The sequence below is a fragment of the Rhizobium redzepovicii genome, assembly GCF_019793435.1.
Taxonomy (GTDB): Bacteria; Pseudomonadota; Alphaproteobacteria; order Rhizobiales; family Rhizobiaceae; genus Rhizobium; species Rhizobium redzepovicii.
The window spans coordinates 22,294-40,524 of the sequence record NZ_JAILYH010000027.1 but is presented as its reverse complement, the minus strand read 5'-3'; the positions used below and the strand labels follow the sequence as shown (position 1 = coordinate 40,524).

At 58.2% G+C, this 18,231-nt stretch carries 18 protein-coding genes; 1 reads left to right on the top strand and 17 read right to left on the bottom strand.

Annotation, left to right across the window (positions count from 1 at the left end; all coding sequences use genetic code 11):
• Nucleotides 1-36: 36 nt before the first annotated feature.
• The 12 genes from K6N12_RS30890 to K6N12_RS30835 form a co-directional block, all read right to left on the bottom strand.
• On the bottom strand, nucleotides 37-1,521 hold the full coding sequence (locus K6N12_RS30890; protein ID WP_222149107.1) for an NAD-dependent succinate-semialdehyde dehydrogenase: 1,485 nt from the start codon (nucleotides 1,519-1,521) through the stop codon (nucleotides 37-39).
• A gap of 40 nt (nucleotides 1,522-1,561) precedes the next feature.
• Nucleotides 1,562-2,581: an ABC transporter permease gene (locus tag K6N12_RS30885; protein ID WP_222149106.1), complete on the bottom strand. Its 1,020-nt coding sequence runs from the start codon at nucleotides 2,579-2,581 to the stop codon at nucleotides 1,562-1,564.
• Between the two features lie 16 nt (nucleotides 2,582-2,597).
• Nucleotides 2,598-3,569 carry an ABC transporter permease gene (locus K6N12_RS30880; RefSeq protein ID WP_222149105.1) on the bottom strand — a complete coding sequence of 324 codons (972 nt, stop codon included), beginning with the start codon at nucleotides 3,567-3,569 and terminating at the stop codon, nucleotides 2,598-2,600.
• Nucleotides 3,569-5,128 carry a sugar ABC transporter ATP-binding protein gene (locus K6N12_RS30875; protein ID WP_222149104.1) on the bottom strand — a complete coding sequence of 520 codons (1,560 nt, stop codon included), beginning with the start codon at nucleotides 5,126-5,128 and terminating at the stop codon, nucleotides 3,569-3,571. The genes K6N12_RS30880 and K6N12_RS30875 overlap by 1 nt, the downstream gene beginning before the upstream one ends.
• Nucleotides 5,129-5,304: 176 nt before the next feature.
• Entirely contained in the window at nucleotides 5,305-6,207 is a 903-nt protein-coding gene (locus tag K6N12_RS30870; RefSeq protein ID WP_246645707.1) for an NAD(P)-dependent oxidoreductase, read from the bottom strand.
• 17 nt (nucleotides 6,208-6,224) lie between these two features.
• A complete protein-coding gene (locus K6N12_RS30865) occupies nucleotides 6,225-6,914 on the bottom strand; it encodes a GntR family transcriptional regulator (protein WP_222149102.1) in 690 nt (229 codons plus the stop codon).
• Between the two features lie 76 nt (nucleotides 6,915-6,990).
• Nucleotides 6,991-7,323 carry a GFA family protein gene (locus K6N12_RS30860; protein ID WP_246645711.1) on the bottom strand — a complete coding sequence of 111 codons (333 nt, stop codon included), beginning with the start codon at nucleotides 7,321-7,323 and terminating at the stop codon, nucleotides 6,991-6,993.
• Between the two features lie 37 nt (nucleotides 7,324-7,360).
• Entirely contained in the window at nucleotides 7,361-8,677 is a 1,317-nt protein-coding gene (locus K6N12_RS30855; RefSeq protein ID WP_343228892.1) for an LL-diaminopimelate aminotransferase, read from the bottom strand.
• A gap of 10 nt (nucleotides 8,678-8,687) precedes the next feature.
• On the bottom strand, nucleotides 8,688-9,857 hold the full coding sequence (locus K6N12_RS30850) for an ABC transporter substrate-binding protein (RefSeq protein ID WP_222149101.1): 1,170 nt from the start codon (nucleotides 9,855-9,857) through the stop codon (nucleotides 8,688-8,690).
• Nucleotides 9,858-9,979: 122 nt separating this feature from the next.
• Entirely contained in the window at nucleotides 9,980-11,104 is a 1,125-nt protein-coding gene (locus tag K6N12_RS30845; protein ID WP_221973849.1) for an LLM class flavin-dependent oxidoreductase, read from the bottom strand.
• A 67-nt stretch (nucleotides 11,105-11,171) separates the two neighbouring features.
• On the bottom strand, nucleotides 11,172-11,591 hold the full coding sequence (locus K6N12_RS30840) for a carboxymuconolactone decarboxylase family protein (RefSeq protein WP_221973848.1): 420 nt from the start codon (nucleotides 11,589-11,591) through the stop codon (nucleotides 11,172-11,174).
• 69 nt (nucleotides 11,592-11,660) lie between these two features.
• The gene (locus tag K6N12_RS30835; protein WP_222149100.1) at nucleotides 11,661-12,170 is read right to left on the bottom strand and encodes a flavin reductase family protein; all 510 of its coding nucleotides are present in this window, start codon (nucleotides 12,168-12,170) and stop codon (nucleotides 11,661-11,663) included.
• Nucleotides 12,171-12,304: 134 nt separating this feature from the next.
• On the opposite strand from K6N12_RS30835, the gene K6N12_RS30830 reads away from it, so the two are divergent.
• Nucleotides 12,305-13,072, top strand: coding sequence for an SDR family oxidoreductase (locus K6N12_RS30830; RefSeq protein ID WP_222149099.1), 768 nt, complete (start codon nucleotides 12,305-12,307; stop codon nucleotides 13,070-13,072).
• A gap of 30 nt (nucleotides 13,073-13,102) precedes the next feature.
• Here the strand turns inward: K6N12_RS30830 and K6N12_RS30825 are convergent, their stop codons facing one another.
• The 5 genes from K6N12_RS30825 to K6N12_RS30805 form a co-directional block, all read right to left on the bottom strand.
• Nucleotides 13,103-14,332 carry an alpha/beta fold hydrolase gene (locus tag K6N12_RS30825; RefSeq protein WP_222149098.1) on the bottom strand — a complete coding sequence of 410 codons (1,230 nt, stop codon included), beginning with the start codon at nucleotides 14,330-14,332 and terminating at the stop codon, nucleotides 13,103-13,105.
• Nucleotides 14,333-14,498: 166 nt separating this feature from the next.
• The gene (locus tag K6N12_RS30820) at nucleotides 14,499-15,188 is read right to left on the bottom strand and encodes a GntR family transcriptional regulator (protein WP_221973845.1); all 690 of its coding nucleotides are present in this window, start codon (nucleotides 15,186-15,188) and stop codon (nucleotides 14,499-14,501) included.
• 136 nt (nucleotides 15,189-15,324) lie between these two features.
• Nucleotides 15,325-16,128, bottom strand: coding sequence for an N-acyl homoserine lactonase family protein (locus K6N12_RS30815; RefSeq protein WP_246645705.1), 804 nt, complete (start codon nucleotides 16,126-16,128; stop codon nucleotides 15,325-15,327).
• Between the two features lie 9 nt (nucleotides 16,129-16,137).
• Complete coding sequence (locus tag K6N12_RS30810; RefSeq protein ID WP_222149097.1) at nucleotides 16,138-17,262, bottom strand: zinc-dependent alcohol dehydrogenase family protein; 1,125 nt, start codon at nucleotides 17,260-17,262, stop codon at nucleotides 16,138-16,140.
• 17 nt (nucleotides 17,263-17,279) lie between these two features.
• A complete protein-coding gene (locus K6N12_RS30805) occupies nucleotides 17,280-18,173 on the bottom strand; it encodes an MBL fold metallo-hydrolase (protein WP_222149096.1) in 894 nt (297 codons plus the stop codon).
• Nucleotides 18,174-18,231: the final 58 nt, after the last annotated feature.

The following is an 18,231-nucleotide window of genomic DNA, read 5'->3' as shown; positions in this document are numbered from 1 at the left end:
GAGGCGCGCTTTGGCCCGGCCGGCCTTCGGCGTTTTTCAGGCCAGCCCGCCCATGCAGACGTATTTGATCGACAGGAAATCATCCATCCCGTATTTGGATCCTTCACGACCGAAGCCTGATTGCTTGACGCCGCCGAATGGCGCAACCTCGGTGGAAATTAGTCCGGTGTTGACGCCCACCATCCCGTATTCCAGGGCTTCTGTGATCTTCCAGACGTTCCTCAGATCGTTGGCATAGAAGTACGCGGCAAGACCGAATTCCGTGTCGTTGGCCAACTCGATGACTTCATCGGCGGACTTGAACCGAAAAACAGGTGCAAGCGGAGCGAAGGTTTCTTCACGCGCGACTGTCATGCTTGCGTTTACATCGGCGAGAACCGTGGGCTGAACAAAAGTGCCTCCGTTCGCGTGGCCGTGTCCACCCGTCACCAATCGAGCACCCTTTATGAGGGCATCCTCGATATGAGCATTCAGTTTTGCCACGGCTGCCTGGTTGATCAAGGGACCGATGGCGGTGCCTTCTTCGAAGCCGTCGGCGATTTTCAGGCCTTCAACACGAGCGGCAAGCTTCGCAATGAATGCGTCGTAGACCCCGTCCTGCACATAAAGGCGATTGGCGCATACACACGTCTGGCCGGCGTTCCTGAATTTGGAAATCATCGCACCCTCGACGGCGGCGTCGAGGTCGGCATCATCGAATACTATGAACGGCGCGTTGCCGCCGAGTTCAAGGCTAAGCTTCATGATTTTCTGGGCGCCTTGGGCCATCAGCACCCGCCCGACCTCCGTCGATCCCGTGAAGGTCAACTTCTTGACGGCGGGGTTCGCACAGACTTCCTCGCCGAAAACGCGCGACTGGGTTGTTGGGAGCACGCTGAAAAGTCCTGCTGGAACTCCCGCGCGTTCTGCTAGCACCGCGAGAGCGATAGTGGAAAGCGGCGTTTCCGCGGCGGGCTTGAACACAATTGCGCAGCCCGCAGCGAGGGCTGGAGCGACCTTGCGAGTCACCATCGCATTCGGAAAATTCCACGGAGAAATGCCTGCCACGACACCGACGGGCTGTTTCAGGACGAGGATTCGTTTGTCTTCCTGGTGCGCGGGTATCGTGTCGCCATACACCCGCTTCGCCTCTTCCGCGAACCATTCGATATAGCTTGCCCCATACGCGATTTCGCCGCGGGCTTCTGAGAGCGGTTTTCCCATCTCCGAAGTCAGGATAACCGCAAGGTCTTCCGCGTTCGCGATGACCAGTTCGTGAAGCTTCTTGAGAATGCCGGCTCGATCTTTGCCCGTGCGCTTTGCCCAGCGCTTCTGCGCGACGCTCGCCACTTTGATGGCATGCTTGATGTCGCCGAGGTCCGTGCTGGGGATCTTCGCAAGCAGTTCTCCGTTGGAAGGGTTATAAACGTCTACTGTCGCACCCGTGCCGTCATAGTCGTGCCACTCACCACCGACATAGCTTGCCTCGCGCACGAGAGTTGCGTCCGTGAGCTTCGACCTAAGGGTTGGCGAAATCGACATCGAGCATTCCTTTCAATGTATTGAAGCAGCGAACTTCCGTTTAGATCTGATTTCTGATGTGCGGTGACCGCGCATAGATCGCTACCATTGGGATGATGAGGAGGCCAACGATCGCTTGCTGAGCGGCAAAGCTGAGGCCGAGGCCAACTAGAAGAGAGGTGAGGACCGTCAATACGAGGACGCCGAGCACGGACGCGCCATATCCTCCTGCTCCGCCGAGCAATGACGTGCCTCCGATGACGACAGCGGCCACCGTGGTGAAAAGGTAGGGATCGCCGACGCCGACATATCCGCCGCCGGAAAAACCGAGGAGAAGCACCCCGGTGAGGGCCGACATGCCACCGCTTAACGCGTGGATCACCGTCCAGACCCGGAACTCCGAGATGCCAAGGCGTGCCGCGGCGACCCGGCTTCCGCCAATTGCGTAAATGGAGCGGCCAAACCAGGTATTATACAGTGCCCAGATCGTGCAGCCCGTAATCACCAGCCAGAGTATAACCACCGGCGGCATCGCAAACCCGAACGTCTTTCCATTGAATGCCGCGAAGTTTCGGAGCCAGTTGGGAACCGGCGCGAAGACCGTTCCGCTGAATGCAGAGCCGAGGGAGGTGTAGAGCTGAACCGCTCCCACAACCGCGAAGCCTACTCCCAAAGACATGATCAGGGCTTGCCCTTGCAGCTTGAAACTTAGCAGCCCGTTGCCAAAACCCACGGCCGCGCCCAGTGCCACGACGACGACCACTGCAAGCCATGCAGGCACGCCGGCGACCAGCAGCGTTGGATAGAGAATGTTCGCCGCGCCGATCAAATATGGTATCGAAAGGTCGAGAGCACCCACCAACGCGCACAGCGTCTGGCCCAGCGAGGCAAGACCGAGGAACGCGGCCAGCAACAGGATCGAGCGCATGTTCCGGGGTGAGACGAAGCCCGGCACGAGCACCGCGCCAAGCACAATTAACACCGCCAGCAGTGCAAAGCCTATGGCTATGCCCCGCTGGACACGGAAGCCGCCGGCACGGGAGGTGGAAGGTGTGTCGATATGTGTGAATGTTGAGGTCATGACTTTGGATTTCCTATCAAACGACGCGGCGGTTGGTCATAACGACGTTGATGAGCAGGGATGTCATCAGAACCAAGCCAAAGGCCATCTGCGTTACAAAACCCGTCACGCTCCCAAAGCTGAAAACGGAGAGCAGGTAGGAGATTAGAAACATGTTGAGCGCGCCCAACGTTGATCCGAGAGCGCCACCACGGCCACCCGCGAGATTGGCACCGCCCAAAACCAGAGCGGTCACCGCCTGGAGGGTATAATTGCTCCCCTGCGTGGGATCGCCGGAAGAAACCAGCGCGGTGTAACTCAGCGCGGCCAGTCCGACGAAAACCCCGCCGAGCATGTGGGCGGCGATCCGCACAAGATTAACCCTCACTCCACTCGTGTAAGCCATACGTTCGTCAGCGCCGGTCATCCGGAGATGGGTGAAAAACGAGGTCCTGCGAATGATGGCCCAGATGGCGAAAGCCGCGATCAATAGACCGAGCACGGGCGAGAAAATGCTTGTCCCTGCCCCCCAGCTCATCATCCAATCCGGTGCGACGCCCCCCGAACTTGACATAACCATGAGGTTCACGCCCGAAAGAACGAGAAATCCCGAAAGAGTGACGATGATCGGGGCCACTCGGACATAAATGATGATCAAAGCCTGGATGAGCTGATAGGCAGCACCCACCCCAACCACCCACGATATCACGGCGACCGGATTGGTGATGCCGTTTCCAACGAGCCACGCGATCAGCGTGACGTTGATAAAGCTCAGGAGCGGTCCCACCGCGAGGTCCACAGACGCCCGCCCCGCTATAACGATCGGGGTTATCGCCAACGTGGTAAGAACGAGCGGTGTCACCACCAATATCGCACCGCCTATGCCGTCAACTGTGAACAACCGCGGGGACAGGATAGCGGCCAGCAAAATCTGGACCACAAACAGAAGGCATGGAACGACGAGCGAGCGGTCCTGGAACAAGGCGGGCATCTTCAGTTGCGCAGACATCAGTGCACCTTCCTTTCAGATGTAAACTCGACGACGTCGGCTTCCGACCGCCCGAACATTGCTGCGAGGATTGTCTCTTCATTGATCTGGTCCCCCGCGAGCGAACGGTAAATTCTGCCATGGTGGAAGACATCTACCCGGTCCGCGAAACCGAGAAATTCCTCGATTTCGCTCGAGAGGTAGATCACGGCTCCGCCCTGTTCCGCGAATATCTCGAGCTCGCGATACAGATCGCGCTTCGTGCCCAGATCGACGCCGCGCGCCGGATCGTTGAGAATGATGACCTTAGGATTATTGGCGAAAGCCCGGCCGATGAGTATCTTCTGCTGATTTCCACCCGATAGGGACGTGATCCTATTGTCTGGGCGGCCGATTTTAACCCGAAGGCGATCGACTTCCCTGGAGAACATCTGTTTGAGCCTGCCTCGTCTGATGATTCCGAGCGGGCCCAAGTTCTTCTTGTAGATGCCGATAGCGAGATTCTCGAAGATGCTCTGCTGGGGGAAAATACCTTCACGCTTCCGGTCGCCGGAAACATAAACAACGCCAAGGCGCGCGGCGTCCTCGAGTCCGCCCATCGAAACAAGTTCGTTTCGCCCGGAATCCAGCGCTTTCGCGTCCCCGCCGAACGGCGCAACGATTCTCGCTAGTGCACGAACGAACGCGTCTTGGCCCTGGCCGTCCAGACCTGCCACGCCCACGATAGAGCCTTCTCTGATTGCGAAGTCAAAGGGGGCGGAGCCGCGTTGCGCAATGGTTTTGGTGGCCTCCAGAACGACCCGGCGGTTTTCGGCGGATTTCCGTTTGCCATCTTTCGCGGCACCGCTGAGTTTGCGATCGGCAGGCGTCATCATGGCCAGCAGATTGTTCTCGTTGATGTCCGCCTTTTCCAGCACACCGACCGTAACGCCGTCGCGTAAAATCGTAGCGCGGTCCGCTATCCGAACCAGTTCGGCAATCCTGTGAGTGACGATGATAACCGTAGCCCCGGCCTTGCGCAGCCTGTCGATCTCATCGTGCAGTCTAACGGTCGCATCGAGATCGAGCGCTGCCGAAGATTCGTCGAGAATGAGTACTTTCGGGGATTTCAAGATTGCACGTGCAATGACAACCCATTGCTTAACGCTGAGCGGAAAGTCGCCGACGTTCCTCGACAGGTCTACATGCTGGCCGACAAGCCGATCCAGCAAAGCTTGCGCTTCCGCTCTGCGTTTGCCGGAAGATTTGCGCCATTCAAAGAAACCATCGCGGCCGACGTAAAGATTGTCGAGAACGCTTGCTTCCTCGGCGACAAGAACCTCCTGAAATATCGTGGCTAGTCCGACGCTCTTGGCGTCGATCGGCGTTTTGATTGTTGTGCCGAGGATCGTTGCTTTCCCCGTGTCGGGACGCAGCACTCCCGACATGATCTTCGCCATCGTGCTCTTGCCGCTTCCGTTCTCGCCGACGATGGCGTGAACTTCACCCGCGCAGGCTTCGAAATCACACTTCTTCAGGGCCTTCGTCTCTCCGAATGCCTTGGCAATACCTGCCAGGCGTACTGTCACTTCGCTCGCCATGTCTCTCCTCCCATCGAGCGGCAAAACCCGCCCGCCGGCGCACCAAGCGCGCCGAACGCAAAAATCGCGAATTTTCTCAGTTTTCGTGTCCGGCGACCTCGCTTATGCGAAATCGCCCTCCTCACTCGGCGGGTAGAATGACAGATTGTCTGATAATCTGTCAATAGGGGAGGATGCTATTCCGCGCCGTCCTGACGGTGGCTGGCCAGATATTTAACGATTTCGGTGTGGTCGACTCCGCTTCCGAGGTCGTTCGCCGCCCGTTCCCAGACACCCGCGATATGCACCAGATTCTCGAAGTTCAATCCCAGTTCAGACGCGAGGCCGTTTGCAATGCCGATGTCCTTTGCCATCAGCCCGAGTGCGAACCCGCTGTTGAAGGTCCCCGATAGGACGAACTGCTTCATTTTGATTTCCGACGTGTTGCTTTTACCGGACGAGGCATTGAGGATGTCCACGACGACCGTCGGCTCCAGACCGAACTCCTTACCCAGCAACACGCCTTCGATCGTCGCAACGACCCCTGCTCCGGAAACATAATTGTTGATGGCCTTCATAGCGTGGCCGGAACCGACTGCACCGGTCCGGAAGATGTTGGCTCCAAGCATACGGAGGAGAGGTTCTGCCTCGTCGACGTCTCGAGCCTCTCCGCCAACCATGATAGCCAGGGTTCCCGAAATCGCCCGCCGAGTGCCGCCGGACACGGGAGCGTCGACCAGCCGGATCCCTTTCGACTGAAGCTGCTCCGACAGCCTCCTGGTGTCGCCGGGAGCAGAAGAGCTCATGTCGATTACAAGCGCTCCTTGCTTCAGGCTGCGCCAGTTTTCTCCCCCGAGAAGTGCCTCGCGCACGATTTTGCCGTTCGGCAGCATCGTTATGATGACGTCGGCGTTCCAGACCGCTGCAGCAATGTCTGCGCAGGAGGTCCCTCCAGCTTCGGAGAAACGTCTCTTTGCCTCGTCCGACAAATCGAATCCCGCCACTTCGCGGCCTGGCCCGATGAGATGGCCCGCCATGGGCAGTCCCATCGCGCCGAGTCCGATGAACGCAATCTTCAAACGAGGAGTTTCTTCATTCATAGCCTGATCCTGAAATGCTAGGTGCGTGGTGATCCAACGTTCTGCATGAGATACTCGAGCGCAACTTTCGCAGCCTTCTCGATGTGGAGCTTGCATGCGGCCTGCGCTCGCAGGGCATCCCGAGCTTCGATAGCGGCGGCGATTTCCTTTATTTCCGAAAGACTGTGAAGCAGCCTTCCAGGCTGGTTCATTGACGTCATCCGCAAGAGGTTTATGCGGTTGTGAAGGCTCGTCAGCATCTGCCGAGCGAAGATATTTCCGCTGCCGGACATCAGGCAGTCGTAAAAAGCGTTTTTCGCCGTTGCGAGGATCGCGCTGTTGCCTGCGTTCACGGCCCTCTCGAATTCCTCCACCGCTTTCGCGAGCGCGCGTATTTCGACCTCGCTGCCACGCTCGGCAAATTGCTGTCCGGCGAAGCCCTCCAGAATGGCCCTGACTTTATAAAGCTGGTCGGCTTCCTCGTAGGTTATCAGCGTCACCACTGGCCCACGATGCGGATAGCTCGTGACAAGCCCTTCGGCTTCGAGCTGGCGCAGGGCCTCCCTGATCGAAGTGCGCCCTACCCCGATCAACGCACAGAGTTCGCGCTCGATGAGACGGTCGCCCGGCCGAAACCGACCTTCGGCGATCGCCTGCCGAAGCTTTTCCTCGACCTGTATTCTCAACGAAGCGTTTTGCCTCTCTACCTGGAGAGTACCGTCGTTCATCGCTTCTCACCCCGCAGTAGGACGAACACCAAAAGCGCGCAGCGCTGGACGCAGCGCGGATACCGTCGCAACCTTCTCAGGGAAACTCTTCGAAGCTCGGCTTCGAGGCATCGTGATTCAGCCACGGGCGGGCGTGCGACATCCATACGTTCGACTCGGCCACCGAACCCGGATCCGTGTCGAAGGTACCAGCCCGGAGGACCTTTAGGTCCGGGTTGGACGGGCGTTCGGCGTAAACGTGGGAGCCACACGTCGAGCAGAACCATCGTAGCTTTCCTGGCGTGGATTCGAAGCTTTTCAGCACCTCCACTCCGGCGAGGAGTGTGAAGTGCTCGCTCTTAACCTTTGCCGCGGTATTGTGGTCGGCCGCGTGTGACTTTCGGCAGGTCTGGCAGAAGCAGTTCCACATCGGGCCATCGATCTCGGAGACCTCGTACCGAACTGCCTTACACTGGCATGATCCCAAAATTGGCATCGTCTGTCCTTTCATCCAAAGTTTCGTTCTTGAAGACGGTCTCGTCCTGCTGGCCCAGCCAACGCTTGATATTCTTGGCCGCCTGACGGATGCGGTACTCGTTCTCGACGAGCGCCAGGCGCACATGGCCATCCCCCATCTCGCCAAACCCAATGCCCGGGGAAACGGCCACATCGGCCTTCTCGACCAGCAGCTTGGCAAACTCCAGCGAACCCAAATGACGGTATTTCTCCGGTATCTTTGCCCAAGCGAACATCGTCGCGGCAGGCGGCGGGACTTCGAAGCCAGCCTTGCCGAAACTCTCGACCATGACGTCGCGGCGGCGCTTGTAAACGCTCCGGATTTCCGCGATGTCGGAGCCATCGCCGTTCAGGGCGTGTAGGGCCGCCACCTGGATCGGCGTGAAGGCACCGTAGTCCAGATAGGATTTGACCCGGGTGAGCGCAGCTATAAGCCGCTCGTTCCCGACAGCAAAACCGATGCGCCACCCCGGCATCGAGAACGACTTCGACATGGAAGTGAATTCGACGCAGACGTCGATAGCACCGGGCACCTCCAGCACGGAGGGCGGCGGAGCGTTGTCGTCAAAGTAGATTTCCGAATAGGCAAGGTCGGACAGCACGATGAGCTCGTGCTTTTTCGCGAACGCGATGACATCATTGTAGAAGTCCAAGGTTGCCACGTATGCCGTCGGGTTCGACGGATAGTTCAGAATGAGTGCCAGCGGTTTCGGTATCGAGTGGCGTACAGCCCGTTCGAGCGGCGCGAAGAAATTAACGTCCGGTTCGACCGGTATCGACCGGATAACGCCGCCCGCGATCAGAAAGCCGAAAGCGTGGATCGGATAGGTGGGATTAGGACACAGGATCACATCGCCCGGTGCGGTGATGGCCTGCGCCATATTGGCAAACCCTTCCTTGGAACCCAAGGTGGCTACGATCTGACTTTCGGGATTGAGCTTCACGCCAAAACGTCGTGCGTAGTAGGAGGCCTGGGCACGGCGAAGGGCGGGAATGCCCCTGGACGAGGAGTAACGGTGGGTCCGCGTGTCCTGGACTACTTCACAGAGTTTGTCGACGATTGCCTTCGGAGTCGGGAGGTCCGGATTTCCCATGCCGAGGTCAATTATGTCGGCTCCACCCGCTCGCGCGCCCGCCTTCAAACGGTTGACCTGTTCGAAGACATAGGGCGGCAGGCGCTGAATTCTGTGAAACTCCGACAAAATGTTTCCTTCCTTGAATTGCCATTCGCGCCGACCGTTGAAGTCGGCGCGAAGTTGGGAGGTCAAATCGGCGGTCTTATTTTTTCGGACGCCAAGCCAGCGGGTCTTCAGCCCGTTCGAAGTAGCTTGCCGCGACGGAAGTGGGCCACCAAGCGTCACCCTTCGGCTCGAGCCAGTCGGTGGAATTCGGATCGCAGTCCTCGTTGAGAACCTCCTTCACGTCGTCGATCGTGTAGGGGAGCGCGGGGCGAAGAATGGACTGAATCTTCGGACCCTGACCTTCGAGCGTACGCATCATGACGTCCCAAACCAGCCGGGCGTCGGATTTCGGCGGCCAGAAATGGAAGCTATTGCTGATGAAGTCCGGATTCTTGCGCCAGTAGCAAGCGGCCGATGCTTCGCCACCGAGTACGATCGGCATCATATCGCGTCCCGACTGCTCGACGGCATTGAGAACGCCGTTTTCAGAAGCCGATTGAACCAGAATGCCGTTGACGTCGGCAGGATTGGTGGCGAGGAACTTCTGCACTTCGACCTGGGCCACCTGATCGGTCCACTTGCCCGCGACGTCACCCACGACCTTGATGTTCGGAAATTCGGAGAAAGCCTTCTTAGCGCCTACGTTGAAGCTATCCGACGAGGCGAAACCGGGAATGCCGGACACCATCAGAACATTGCCCTTGCCGCCGATTTCCTCGGCCAGCCACTTCGCCGACGAGTATCCGCCGTGCGTGTTGTTCTCCGTGGCATTGATGGCATAGGGGGAAGTCACGTAGCCCGAGACCGAGAAGACAGGAACGCCCTTGGAGTGTGCGTACTCGATCGTCTGGTTGAGCGCGGTGATGTTCGAGGCGCAGATGATAATTGCGTCGACACCGTCGTCGATCATCTGCCGCATCTGCTGGATCTGCACAGAGTCCTTCAGATCGGACTGCGTCACCACGAGTTTCGAGATCAGGCCCGCTTCCTTGTATTTCGGCAGCAACACGTCGGTCATTTCGCTGAGGATCGACGCGCGCCAGGTATTTCCGGCATAGGTCGATGCATAACCGATTTTCCACGGCGGCGGTCGCTTTGCGACGAAATCCTTGAACACGGTCGGTCCCAACGGGATTGCCGGATCGACGAGTTCGTAAAGTTTCTGCTGATCGGCGGGAAGCGAATCCAGCCCATCTGCCATTACGGCACTCGTTGTTGAATATAAGCCGGCCAACAGGGTGACTGTGGTAACCACCTTCTTCAGCATATAGGGTCTCCTCCCCTCCAATTATCCGCTCAAGCCAGTACCTGATCGTATCGAGCCGCGGATATACCAACCGATTTTGATCGGCGTTGAGAACCGGGCGGCAGCCGTGCCGCCCGGGTAGCTTAGTTGCGCAGGCCAGCCTGCTTGAGCAGTGGCATGACGCGTTCGTTGAAGAATGGAAGTTCCTCGTTGTAGTCCACCATCGTCAGCAGAGCGCCATCGACACCCGTGCTGCTGAGCGTGACGAGCTTGTCGGCGACCTGTTCTGGCGTACCGACGATCGGGAAGCCGCCCCAACCTGCAATGAAACGTTCCTTGAACTTCTGGTACATCTCGGGCGAGTGGTTCTGCGACTGAACCTGGAGAACCTCGCAGATGTTTTCGCAAGCTTCCCAATCGCCCTTTTCGTTGACGTAGTAGTTGTAGTAGTCCTTGGCTTCCTTTTCGGTCTCCCGGACGACAACGGGGCACGACGTAAAGGTGCCGAGCTCGCGGTTGTATTCCGTCCGCGCTAGGTCCTTGACCTTCTTTACCCAAGCGGTGCCGGCTTCCATGTCCTGCATGAAACCGAAGTTGAAATCGCAGAACTTGGCGGTGAAGTGCAAACCCTTGCCGGAAGCGCCGGCGCAAATCATAACGGGTCGATTGGTCTGCTTATTGTATGGCTTCGGCTCGCTAAACGCGTCCTTTACGCGGAGGAATTCGCCTTCGAAGGTGACGCCGTTCTCTTTCCAGAGACGCTCGACGATTTCCATCCACTCGGTCGCGTATTCGTAGCGGGTATCGTGTTCCATCATCGGAACGCCGAACATTTCCATCTCGGGCGTGAACCAACCGGTGACGAGGTTCAGGCCGTAACGACCCTTGGAGATGTGGTCGATCGTCGTAGCCATCTTGGTGGCGACAATCGGATTGAGGGTGGGGATATGGGTCGTCGAGAAGAACTGGAGCTTCGTCGTGACGGCCGCGAGTGCAGCCGCCCAGGTGAAGGTATCCATGTTGACGCCGTTGAAGTTCGACGGTCCGCCAAAACCGCGCCAACGCGCGATCGGCACCATGCACTCCCAGCCAGCGTCTTCGAGCTGACGGGCGATCTTGACGTTGTGATCGAAGGTCGGCTCGAACGTGCTCTCTGCCAGGGTGATGGCACAGGCATTCGAACAATTGGTCCCGAAAACGCCGAGCTTGAGCTTGTTGTCGTTGAACATCGGGTTTCCGGCGGCGCGGAAATCATCCTTGTTAGTCACGTTGGATCTCCTCCATCTGGATTTCTAAAGGGCGAGCCGTAGTCGCGGCCCGCGCCATGTCGAGGGCTCAGATGCCCATGTCTTCGAATACTTCCTGCGCGATGCGAAAACTGTCGATTGCAGCCGGAACGCCGCAGTAGATTGCGACCTGCATGAAAATCTCGCGGAGTTCTTCCTTGGTCAGGCCGTTGTTGATAGCGCCGCGCACGTGCAGCCTGAGCTCGTGAGGACGGTTGAGAGCCGAAATCATGCCGAGGTTCAGAATGCTGCGCGAACGGCGATCGAGGCCCGGACGGTTCCAGATTTCGTCCCAGCAGTACTCGGTGACGAGTTCCTGCATCGGCCAGTTATACTCGGTTGCCTTGTTGACCGCTGCGTCAACGTAAGGCCCGCCCAGAACTTCACGCCGCGTCTTGAGACCACGTTCGAAACGCGCGCTAACTTCGCGTCCGTTGACTTCATTCTTTGCGTTTGCAGCACCGCTCACTTTTATCTCCTTCGTAGCTCTCAGGCTCAGGTTGATGGAAACCAGGCTCGAAAAACGAACCGGATTGGATTAGGCGACCGTCTCGATAATCGCAGACGACCGGACAAGTTTTCCGTCCTCGTAAAGGAGCGGCGCAATGGATTCGATGAAACGCGCCTCCAGCACATGGCCGAGGACAACATCGTGAGTGGCGACATTCACCGCATCCTGCAGCTCGCACACGAATGCGGCTTGCGCATCGGCAAGTACGGGCATTCCGTCGAGGGAAATCCACTCTCCGTGGTGAAAACGTTCCTCGCCTTTCAGCTTGCCGCTAAACAGCGGTACCAACGGCGCGTGAGAGAGGTGGAGCATGTTGACCGCAAACCGCCCGGCGTCCTTGAGCGGCTTGCTGATGGACGCCGACTGATTGATGCACACAAGGATCGTCGGCGGATCGGCCGTTACGGACTGTACCGCGGTCGCGGCCATGCCGTGGCGAACGCCATTGTGCTCGGTAGTTATCAAGCAGATGGTAGACGTGAACCGGCGCATAGCGGACCGGAACGCCGCTTGCGCTGCGCTGTTGGCATCGCCCATTTCTTCCTCCCTGGCATTTCCGTCTGTTGGAGTTAATATTCAGATTATCAGACAATCTGTCAACTTAATTTTGTGATATTGACAGATTGTCTGCTAAATGTTTGGTGAGGCGATCAACGAGAGGAGTTTCGAAAATGGATCTGGAGAACAAGGTCTGCATCGTAACTGGCGCGGGCAGCGGCATCGGGCGGGCAGCGGCGGAGTTGTTTGCCAGACATGGCGCGAGCGTCGCTGTGGTGGACGTGAACGCCAAGGCGGCTGAGGCTGTGGCCGAGGCGATCGGCGAATCTGCGATCGGCTTGCGCGCCGATGTCTCTTCTGCGCCGGACGTGGAGTCGATGGTTTCGACAACAGTCGAGCGGTTTGGAAAGATCGACGTCCTGATAAACAATGCGGGTTTCGGCATCACCGGCAACGTCGTAACGATCCAGGAGGCGGACTGGGATCGGATCATGGCGGTAAACGTCAAGGGAATATTCCTGTGCTCGAAATACGTAATCCCCGTGATGGCCAAGAACGGCGGCGGCTCGATCGTCAATACGACGTCTTACACGGCGGTTTCGGCGATCGCCGACCGCACCGCCTATGTTGCCTCGAAGGGTGCTATCTCGTCCCTGACACGGGCAATGGCCCTCGACCACGCGAAGGATGGCGTCAGAGTTAACGCCGTCGCGCCCGGCACCATCGACTCCCCGTATTTCACGAAGATCTTCGCTCAGTCCGACGATCCCGCAAAACTGCGCGGCGACTTCAACGCGCGCGCAGCCATGAATCGTATGGGGCTGCCCGAGGAGATCGCAGAAGCGATGCTGTTCCTTGCTTCGGACCGCTCTCGCTTCGCGACGGGAAGCGTGCTGACAGTCGACGGCGGCTCGTCGATCGGCAATCACCTCGTGAAGTAAAACGGCGGCGGCTTGAGCCGCCGCCACGAACTACCTCGCCGCGCGGATGAACTCGAGCGCTCGCATCAAGTACGGACGGAAATAATCCGGGTGCTCGCACATTGGGAAGTGGCCCAGGCCGGGCATGGTCAGGTGCAGGCTACCAGGTATCAGGTCGGCGAGTTTGGCCCCGTCCGCGGGCGTTGCTGAATAATCGTAGTCCCCCGAGAGCAGGACGGTCGGGGTACGGCTCGCGTCGATCTTCGGTGCGGTTACCGCGCCGTCGAACTCGTCGCTGTAAAAGGCGAGGTCGCCGGGGTAAATGCCCGGTGCCCCCTGAGAATAAATCCAGCTTGCGCGTCTGCGCTCCGAACCCGGGCTCATCGGACTCATTATCCCACGCACATACGCCGAGTTGTGCAGCGAGCCATGTACGTTTACGTTATGCTGGTAAGGGTTACGACGACCCTTCGATCTGAACGGCGGCTCGATACCGATTATACCGAGCAGGTGCTCCGGGCTTTCCGCAGCGAGGACCAGCGCCATGGCAGCTCCCATAGAGCCCCCTGCAACGATGGCCTTCTCTCCGACAATCCGTTCCAGGATCGCACGGCACCAGGCTTGATAAAGGTCGGCCGTCAGCTTGTACGGTGCCCCGTCCCAAGATGCCGGCGGCATGGAGCGCCCGTGAAACGGAAGATCTACGGCTATCAGCCGGTAGCTTTCCGCAAGCCCCGTGTCGGCAAGTTGGGCAAGGAACTGACGGCTGTCGGCACCCGCCGTATGAAGAAAGAGAACCGGCGCGCCCGTACCCGTTTCCTCGAAGTAGATATCGAAAACGGCTCCCCCGATGCTAACGGGTTGGTATCGGCCCGATACGGTCGTGATGTCACGACGGACGATAGCCGCCTCGTTCGTCGGAGCGCGGACGACGAGTTCGAAGAGCCGTTCCAGTGCTGGCCTTGCCTTGGCGATTTCGAGAGGCAGACCCGAAATCTCGAATTCCTCGTTCGCCATTTGAAGAGCCGTGAAGGAGTGATATGTGGCGGGCGGCGGCGTCTGCAGGACCTTGGACCAAGCTTCCGGCGAGGCGCTCACAGTCACATCGGCCTGGTCGACGTTACCGTCCAGCGCTACTTCGCCGTTCCTGATTGAAAGCGTCCCTTTCTGATCTCCAACCGTCAATCGAACCCTGCAGTCGAGGCCGGGAATGAGCCTCGGCAATTCCCCGTCCTTGATAGCCTCGACGACGCGAGCCATTAATTCGTTGTAGTGGTCCAAAATTTGCTCCCGTCCCGACCCTTTATAAGCGGCCGATGCATGCCGTGAACGACCGAGGAGACGCAGTGGCACAGGCTTGGCCTCCTCATCGGAAGCCAAATAAACAGATTATCAGACAATCTGTCAATGATCGTAATTTGCTACGGGAATTATTTAGGCACGTGCCCTATTCCGAATGGCTGACATCAGTCTTGCGGAGGTAATCGAGCGCGACCTTAGCGGCCATATCGATGTGATATTTGCAGGCCGCCGCGGCCTTCGGCCCGTTGCGGTCCCTGATTGCCGCCGCGATATCTCGGATTTCAGCGACGCTGTGCTTCAACCGTCCTGGTTGGGTCATGGAAGTCATTCGCAGCAGGGTCACACGGTTGTGAAGCGACGTCAGCATTTGCTTGACGAAAACGTTGCCGCTTCCCTCCATCAAGCAATCATAAAACGCAGTCTTCGTCGCGATAAGTCTGCTGCCGGCTCCGGATTCGGCGGCATCCGCAAACTCCTCTACGACGCGTTCAAGGTTGGCGATATTCTCCGGGCTGCCATTTTCTGCGAATTCCTGCCCTGCGAAACTCTCCAGCAATGCCCTCACACTGTAAAGCTGTGCAGCTTCCTCGTAGCTGATCGTGCTTACCACCGGTCCGCGATGTGGATAGCTTGTAATCAGGCCCTCGGCCTCAAGTTGCCGAAGAGCCTCCCGGATGGACGTGCGGCCCACGCCGATGAGTTCACAGAGTTCTCGCTCGACGAGGCGCTGGCCGGGCTTGAAACGGCCGCTCGCGATTGCCTGCCGCAGCTTCTCTTCCACCTGAATTCTGAGCGTCGCGCTTTGCCGCGAAATTTGAAGACCTATTTCACCCATCGAGACTCGTTGCCCACCGTTCTGCGAGATACTTCGAGTCCATTATATTGTGGGTTTGCCGCGTAAGACAACCCGATTGTCTGATAGGAGGCAGAAATTTCAAACGTTTTAAGCTACCGCACTTAAAAGTGGTCCGTTACAATAATACCCGGCTAAATGGCTGCTCGGGGTTAAGCGGTTGAAAATCGCTAAGAACTTTGGGATCGTGACCCGCAATCAACACTCCGTTCGGACCTGCCAATTCGCGCAGTTTCCGGTATCCTTCCACAACCTCCAGATAGTCAGCATAGAGCGGAAAGGCATTCTGGTCGTCGAGATAGTGTTCGAAATGCAACGCATCTGACGCGACAACCACCGTTTTGCCACCTGCGACTAGTCTGACCACCTGAAGTCCTTTTGAGTGGCCACCGATCAAATGCAGGCTCAGTCCGGGCGAGAGTTCGGCATCCCCGTCGTGAAAACACATGCGGTCTTTGAAGACGAGGCGAACGGCATCGACAACTGCCTCGGCTGCGAACGGTTTGCGCATATGCCGATGGCACATGCATCGTCCGGTCCCGTAAGCCATTTCCCTGTCCTGAATGTGAAACCTGGCGTTCGGAAAATCCCCGAGATTTCCTGCATGATCGTAGTGAAGGTGGGTGATCACGACGTCCGTTATGTCAGAGGCTCCGATTCCCAGCCGCGCAAGGGCAGCGACGGGATGAATCAGCATCGTGCGTCCCCGCGCATGCCCCTCTTCAGCGCTGAAGCCGGTATCGACCAAGATCAGGCGACCCTGGTGCCGCAGTAGCCACACGAAGTATTCGATGCGCCCGACCCGATCGTGGATATCGGGAAGCTCGAGCTGGAGGTCGGATAGCGGTCTTTCGGCCGTCCCGTAATGCAGCGCCAGCGCTTTCCAATCACTCAATGTCCCGTGCTCCGGTTCGAGGACCATTCGCGATGCTCATGGAAGGATCAGATGACGGATGACCTCTGCGCGGTCGAGCCGGTCGAACGCTTCGTTGATCTCATCGAGCGAGCCCGTACTGGACAGCAGCTTGTCGACGGGTAGCTTACCTTGCAGGAAGAGATCGATGTAGCGAGGGATATCGCGGGACGGCACGCACGAGCCCATGTAGCTTCCCTTGATCGTTCTCTCTTCGCCGACCAGCGGAAGAGGCGAAATTTCGAACTTCGAATTCACGTTTGCAAGGCCAGCTGTCGCCGTGGTCCCGCCGCGTTTTGTGATGTTGTAAGCAAGATCGAAGGCCTTTGCCGATCCCGCCATTTCGATCGCGTAGTCGACACCCCCGCCGGTTGACGCTTTGATTGCGGCGGCGACGTCCGGGTCGCTTGCAAGGAAGGTTCGTGTCGCTCCGAGTTCCTTGGCGAGCTCCAGCTTTGCGGGGACAAGATCGACAGCGACGATTTGGCCAGCTCCGCTTGCCACCGCTCCGAGAATCGCCGCCAGGCCGACCCCACCGAGGCCAATGACCGCAACGGAATCGCCGGGCTTGACTCCGCAGGTGTTCATCACGGCCCCTACCCCCGTAACAACGGCGCACCCGAAAAGGGCAGCCTTGGCGAGGTCGATTTCCTTCGTGATTTTGACCACGGAGTTCGCGGAAACCACCGCATACTCGGAGAATGCCGATACCCCGCTGTGATGGTTGACCTCGTAACCCTTGAACCTGATATGACGGCTTCCGGACAGCAGGGTTCCAGCGGCGTTCGCCTTGTAGCCGGGTTCGCAGAGGCTTGCCCGTCCCTCTGCGCAATAGCTGCAATGACCGCAGATCGGCAAGAAGGACATGACAACATGGTCGCCTTCCTTGACGTTGTCGACCCCTGGGCCCACCTCGACGACGACACCGGACGCCTCGTGCCCTAAGGCCACGGGAAGCGGACGCGGACGATCCCCGTTGATAGCGGACAGATCCGAATGGCACACGCCGGCGGCTTTGATTTTGACCAGAACTTCCAACGGGCCTGGGGGAGTTAATTCGACTGTCTCGATAACGAGCGGTTTCGACTGGGCGTACGGCTTCGACAAGCCCGATTCCCGAAGAATTACGGAACGCATTTGCATTGGAGAATCCTCGATTATCAGTGAGCTAATAGCCGCATCGGCGACTGGAAGTAACGGAAGCCGTCTCCTTCGCGCGCTACGTGTCCGGTTCCGGGCCAGGCAAAATGATATGACATCACCTGAATGCGGTCGGTCGCGAGCATATCCAGTACCCTGGTGCGCGACCTGGCGGACAAAGTCGGGTCTGTATCGTACTTGAACTCCATCCAGGGCCGCTCCATCAGAAGGACGTGATGGTGGGTGAGGTCGCCAAGGAAGCACAGCCTGTCGTTGCCGGACTCAATCATGAAGCAATGATGGCCGAGCGTGTGGCCTGGCGCGTGCAACGCCTGGACGCCGGGGAGAATCTCCTGTCCATCGCGGAAGAAAAAGGTCCGATCTCTGTGAGGGAGGAGATTCCGTCTGGCGTTCTCAACTTGGAATTTGAATACTGGATCGAGCGTGGAACCGTCGGTCCAATCGTTGAAATCGCTTTCGCTTATGTAAATTTCCGCGTTCGGAAAGTTCAGTTCTCCCGCTTCGTTGCATAGGCCGCCCGTATGGTCGATGTGAGCGTGGGAAAGCACGACCGCATCTACCTCGTCAGGACTGCGACCAGCCTCTTGCATGCTGGTCAGCAAGCGGCCAGTGGTCGGCCCGAAAGCCTTCGACGTGCCCATTCCGGTGTCAAAAAGGATGGTCTTGCCGTTGATTTCGACGAGCGGCACATTCTGCTCAAGCACCACGTTATCCAGTGGCAAGAAGCTGCGCTCAAGCATTTCCCCGACCGTCTTAGGCGTGACACCGAGGAAATTTTCGCTCGGATCACCCAGTTCCAGCGGTCCGTCTGACAGGACCGTTATCTGGCCGTCCCCGAACTTGAATGGATAGAAATACGGCAGTTTCGTTCGGTGTGCTTCGTCGAATGACATCGTCGGCTCCTCCCAAAGCGTTGCGCGCTTTGTTTGACAGATTGTATGTTAATCTGTC

Excerpts from the sequence above, each read along its gene's own strand:
- K6N12_RS30835 (WP_222149100.1), bottom strand. The coding sequence starts at position 12,170 with ATGGGCGATGCCAACAGCGCAGCGCAAGCGGCGTTCCGGTCCGCTATG.
- K6N12_RS30820 (WP_221973845.1), bottom strand. The coding sequence starts at position 15,188 with ATGGGTGAAATAGGTCTTCAAATTTCGCGGCAAAGCGCGACGCTCAGA.
- K6N12_RS30880 (WP_222149105.1), bottom strand. The coding sequence starts at position 3,569 with ATGTCTGCGCAACTGAAGATGCCCGCCTTGTTCCAGGACCGCTCGCTC.
- K6N12_RS30885 (WP_222149106.1), bottom strand. The coding sequence starts at position 2,581 with ATGACCTCAACATTCACACATATCGACACACCTTCCACCTCCCGTGCC.
- K6N12_RS30860 (WP_246645711.1), bottom strand. The coding sequence starts at position 7,323 with ATGTGGAACTGCTTCTGCCAGACCTGCCGAAAGTCACACGCGGCCGAC.
- K6N12_RS30830 (WP_222149099.1), top strand. The coding sequence starts at position 12,305 with ATGGATCTGGAGAACAAGGTCTGCATCGTAACTGGCGCGGGCAGCGGC.
- K6N12_RS30875 (WP_222149104.1), bottom strand. The coding sequence starts at position 5,128 with ATGGCGAGCGAAGTGACAGTACGCCTGGCAGGTATTGCCAAGGCATTC.
- K6N12_RS30870 (WP_246645707.1), bottom strand. The coding sequence starts at position 6,207 with ATGAATGAAGAAACTCCTCGTTTGAAGATTGCGTTCATCGGACTCGGC.
- K6N12_RS30805 (WP_222149096.1), bottom strand. The coding sequence starts at position 18,173 with ATGTCATTCGACGAAGCACACCGAACGAAACTGCCGTATTTCTATCCA.
- K6N12_RS30890 (WP_222149107.1), bottom strand. The coding sequence starts at position 1,521 with ATGTCGATTTCGCCAACCCTTAGGTCGAAGCTCACGGACGCAACTCTC.
- K6N12_RS30810 (WP_222149097.1), bottom strand. The coding sequence starts at position 17,262 with ATGCAAATGCGTTCCGTAATTCTTCGGGAATCGGGCTTGTCGAAGCCG.
- K6N12_RS30865 (WP_222149102.1), bottom strand. The coding sequence starts at position 6,914 with ATGAACGACGGTACTCTCCAGGTAGAGAGGCAAAACGCTTCGTTGAGA.
- K6N12_RS30850 (WP_222149101.1), bottom strand. The coding sequence starts at position 9,857 with ATGCTGAAGAAGGTGGTTACCACAGTCACCCTGTTGGCCGGCTTATAT.
- K6N12_RS30815 (WP_246645705.1), bottom strand. The coding sequence starts at position 16,128 with ATGGTCCTCGAACCGGAGCACGGGACATTGAGTGATTGGAAAGCGCTG.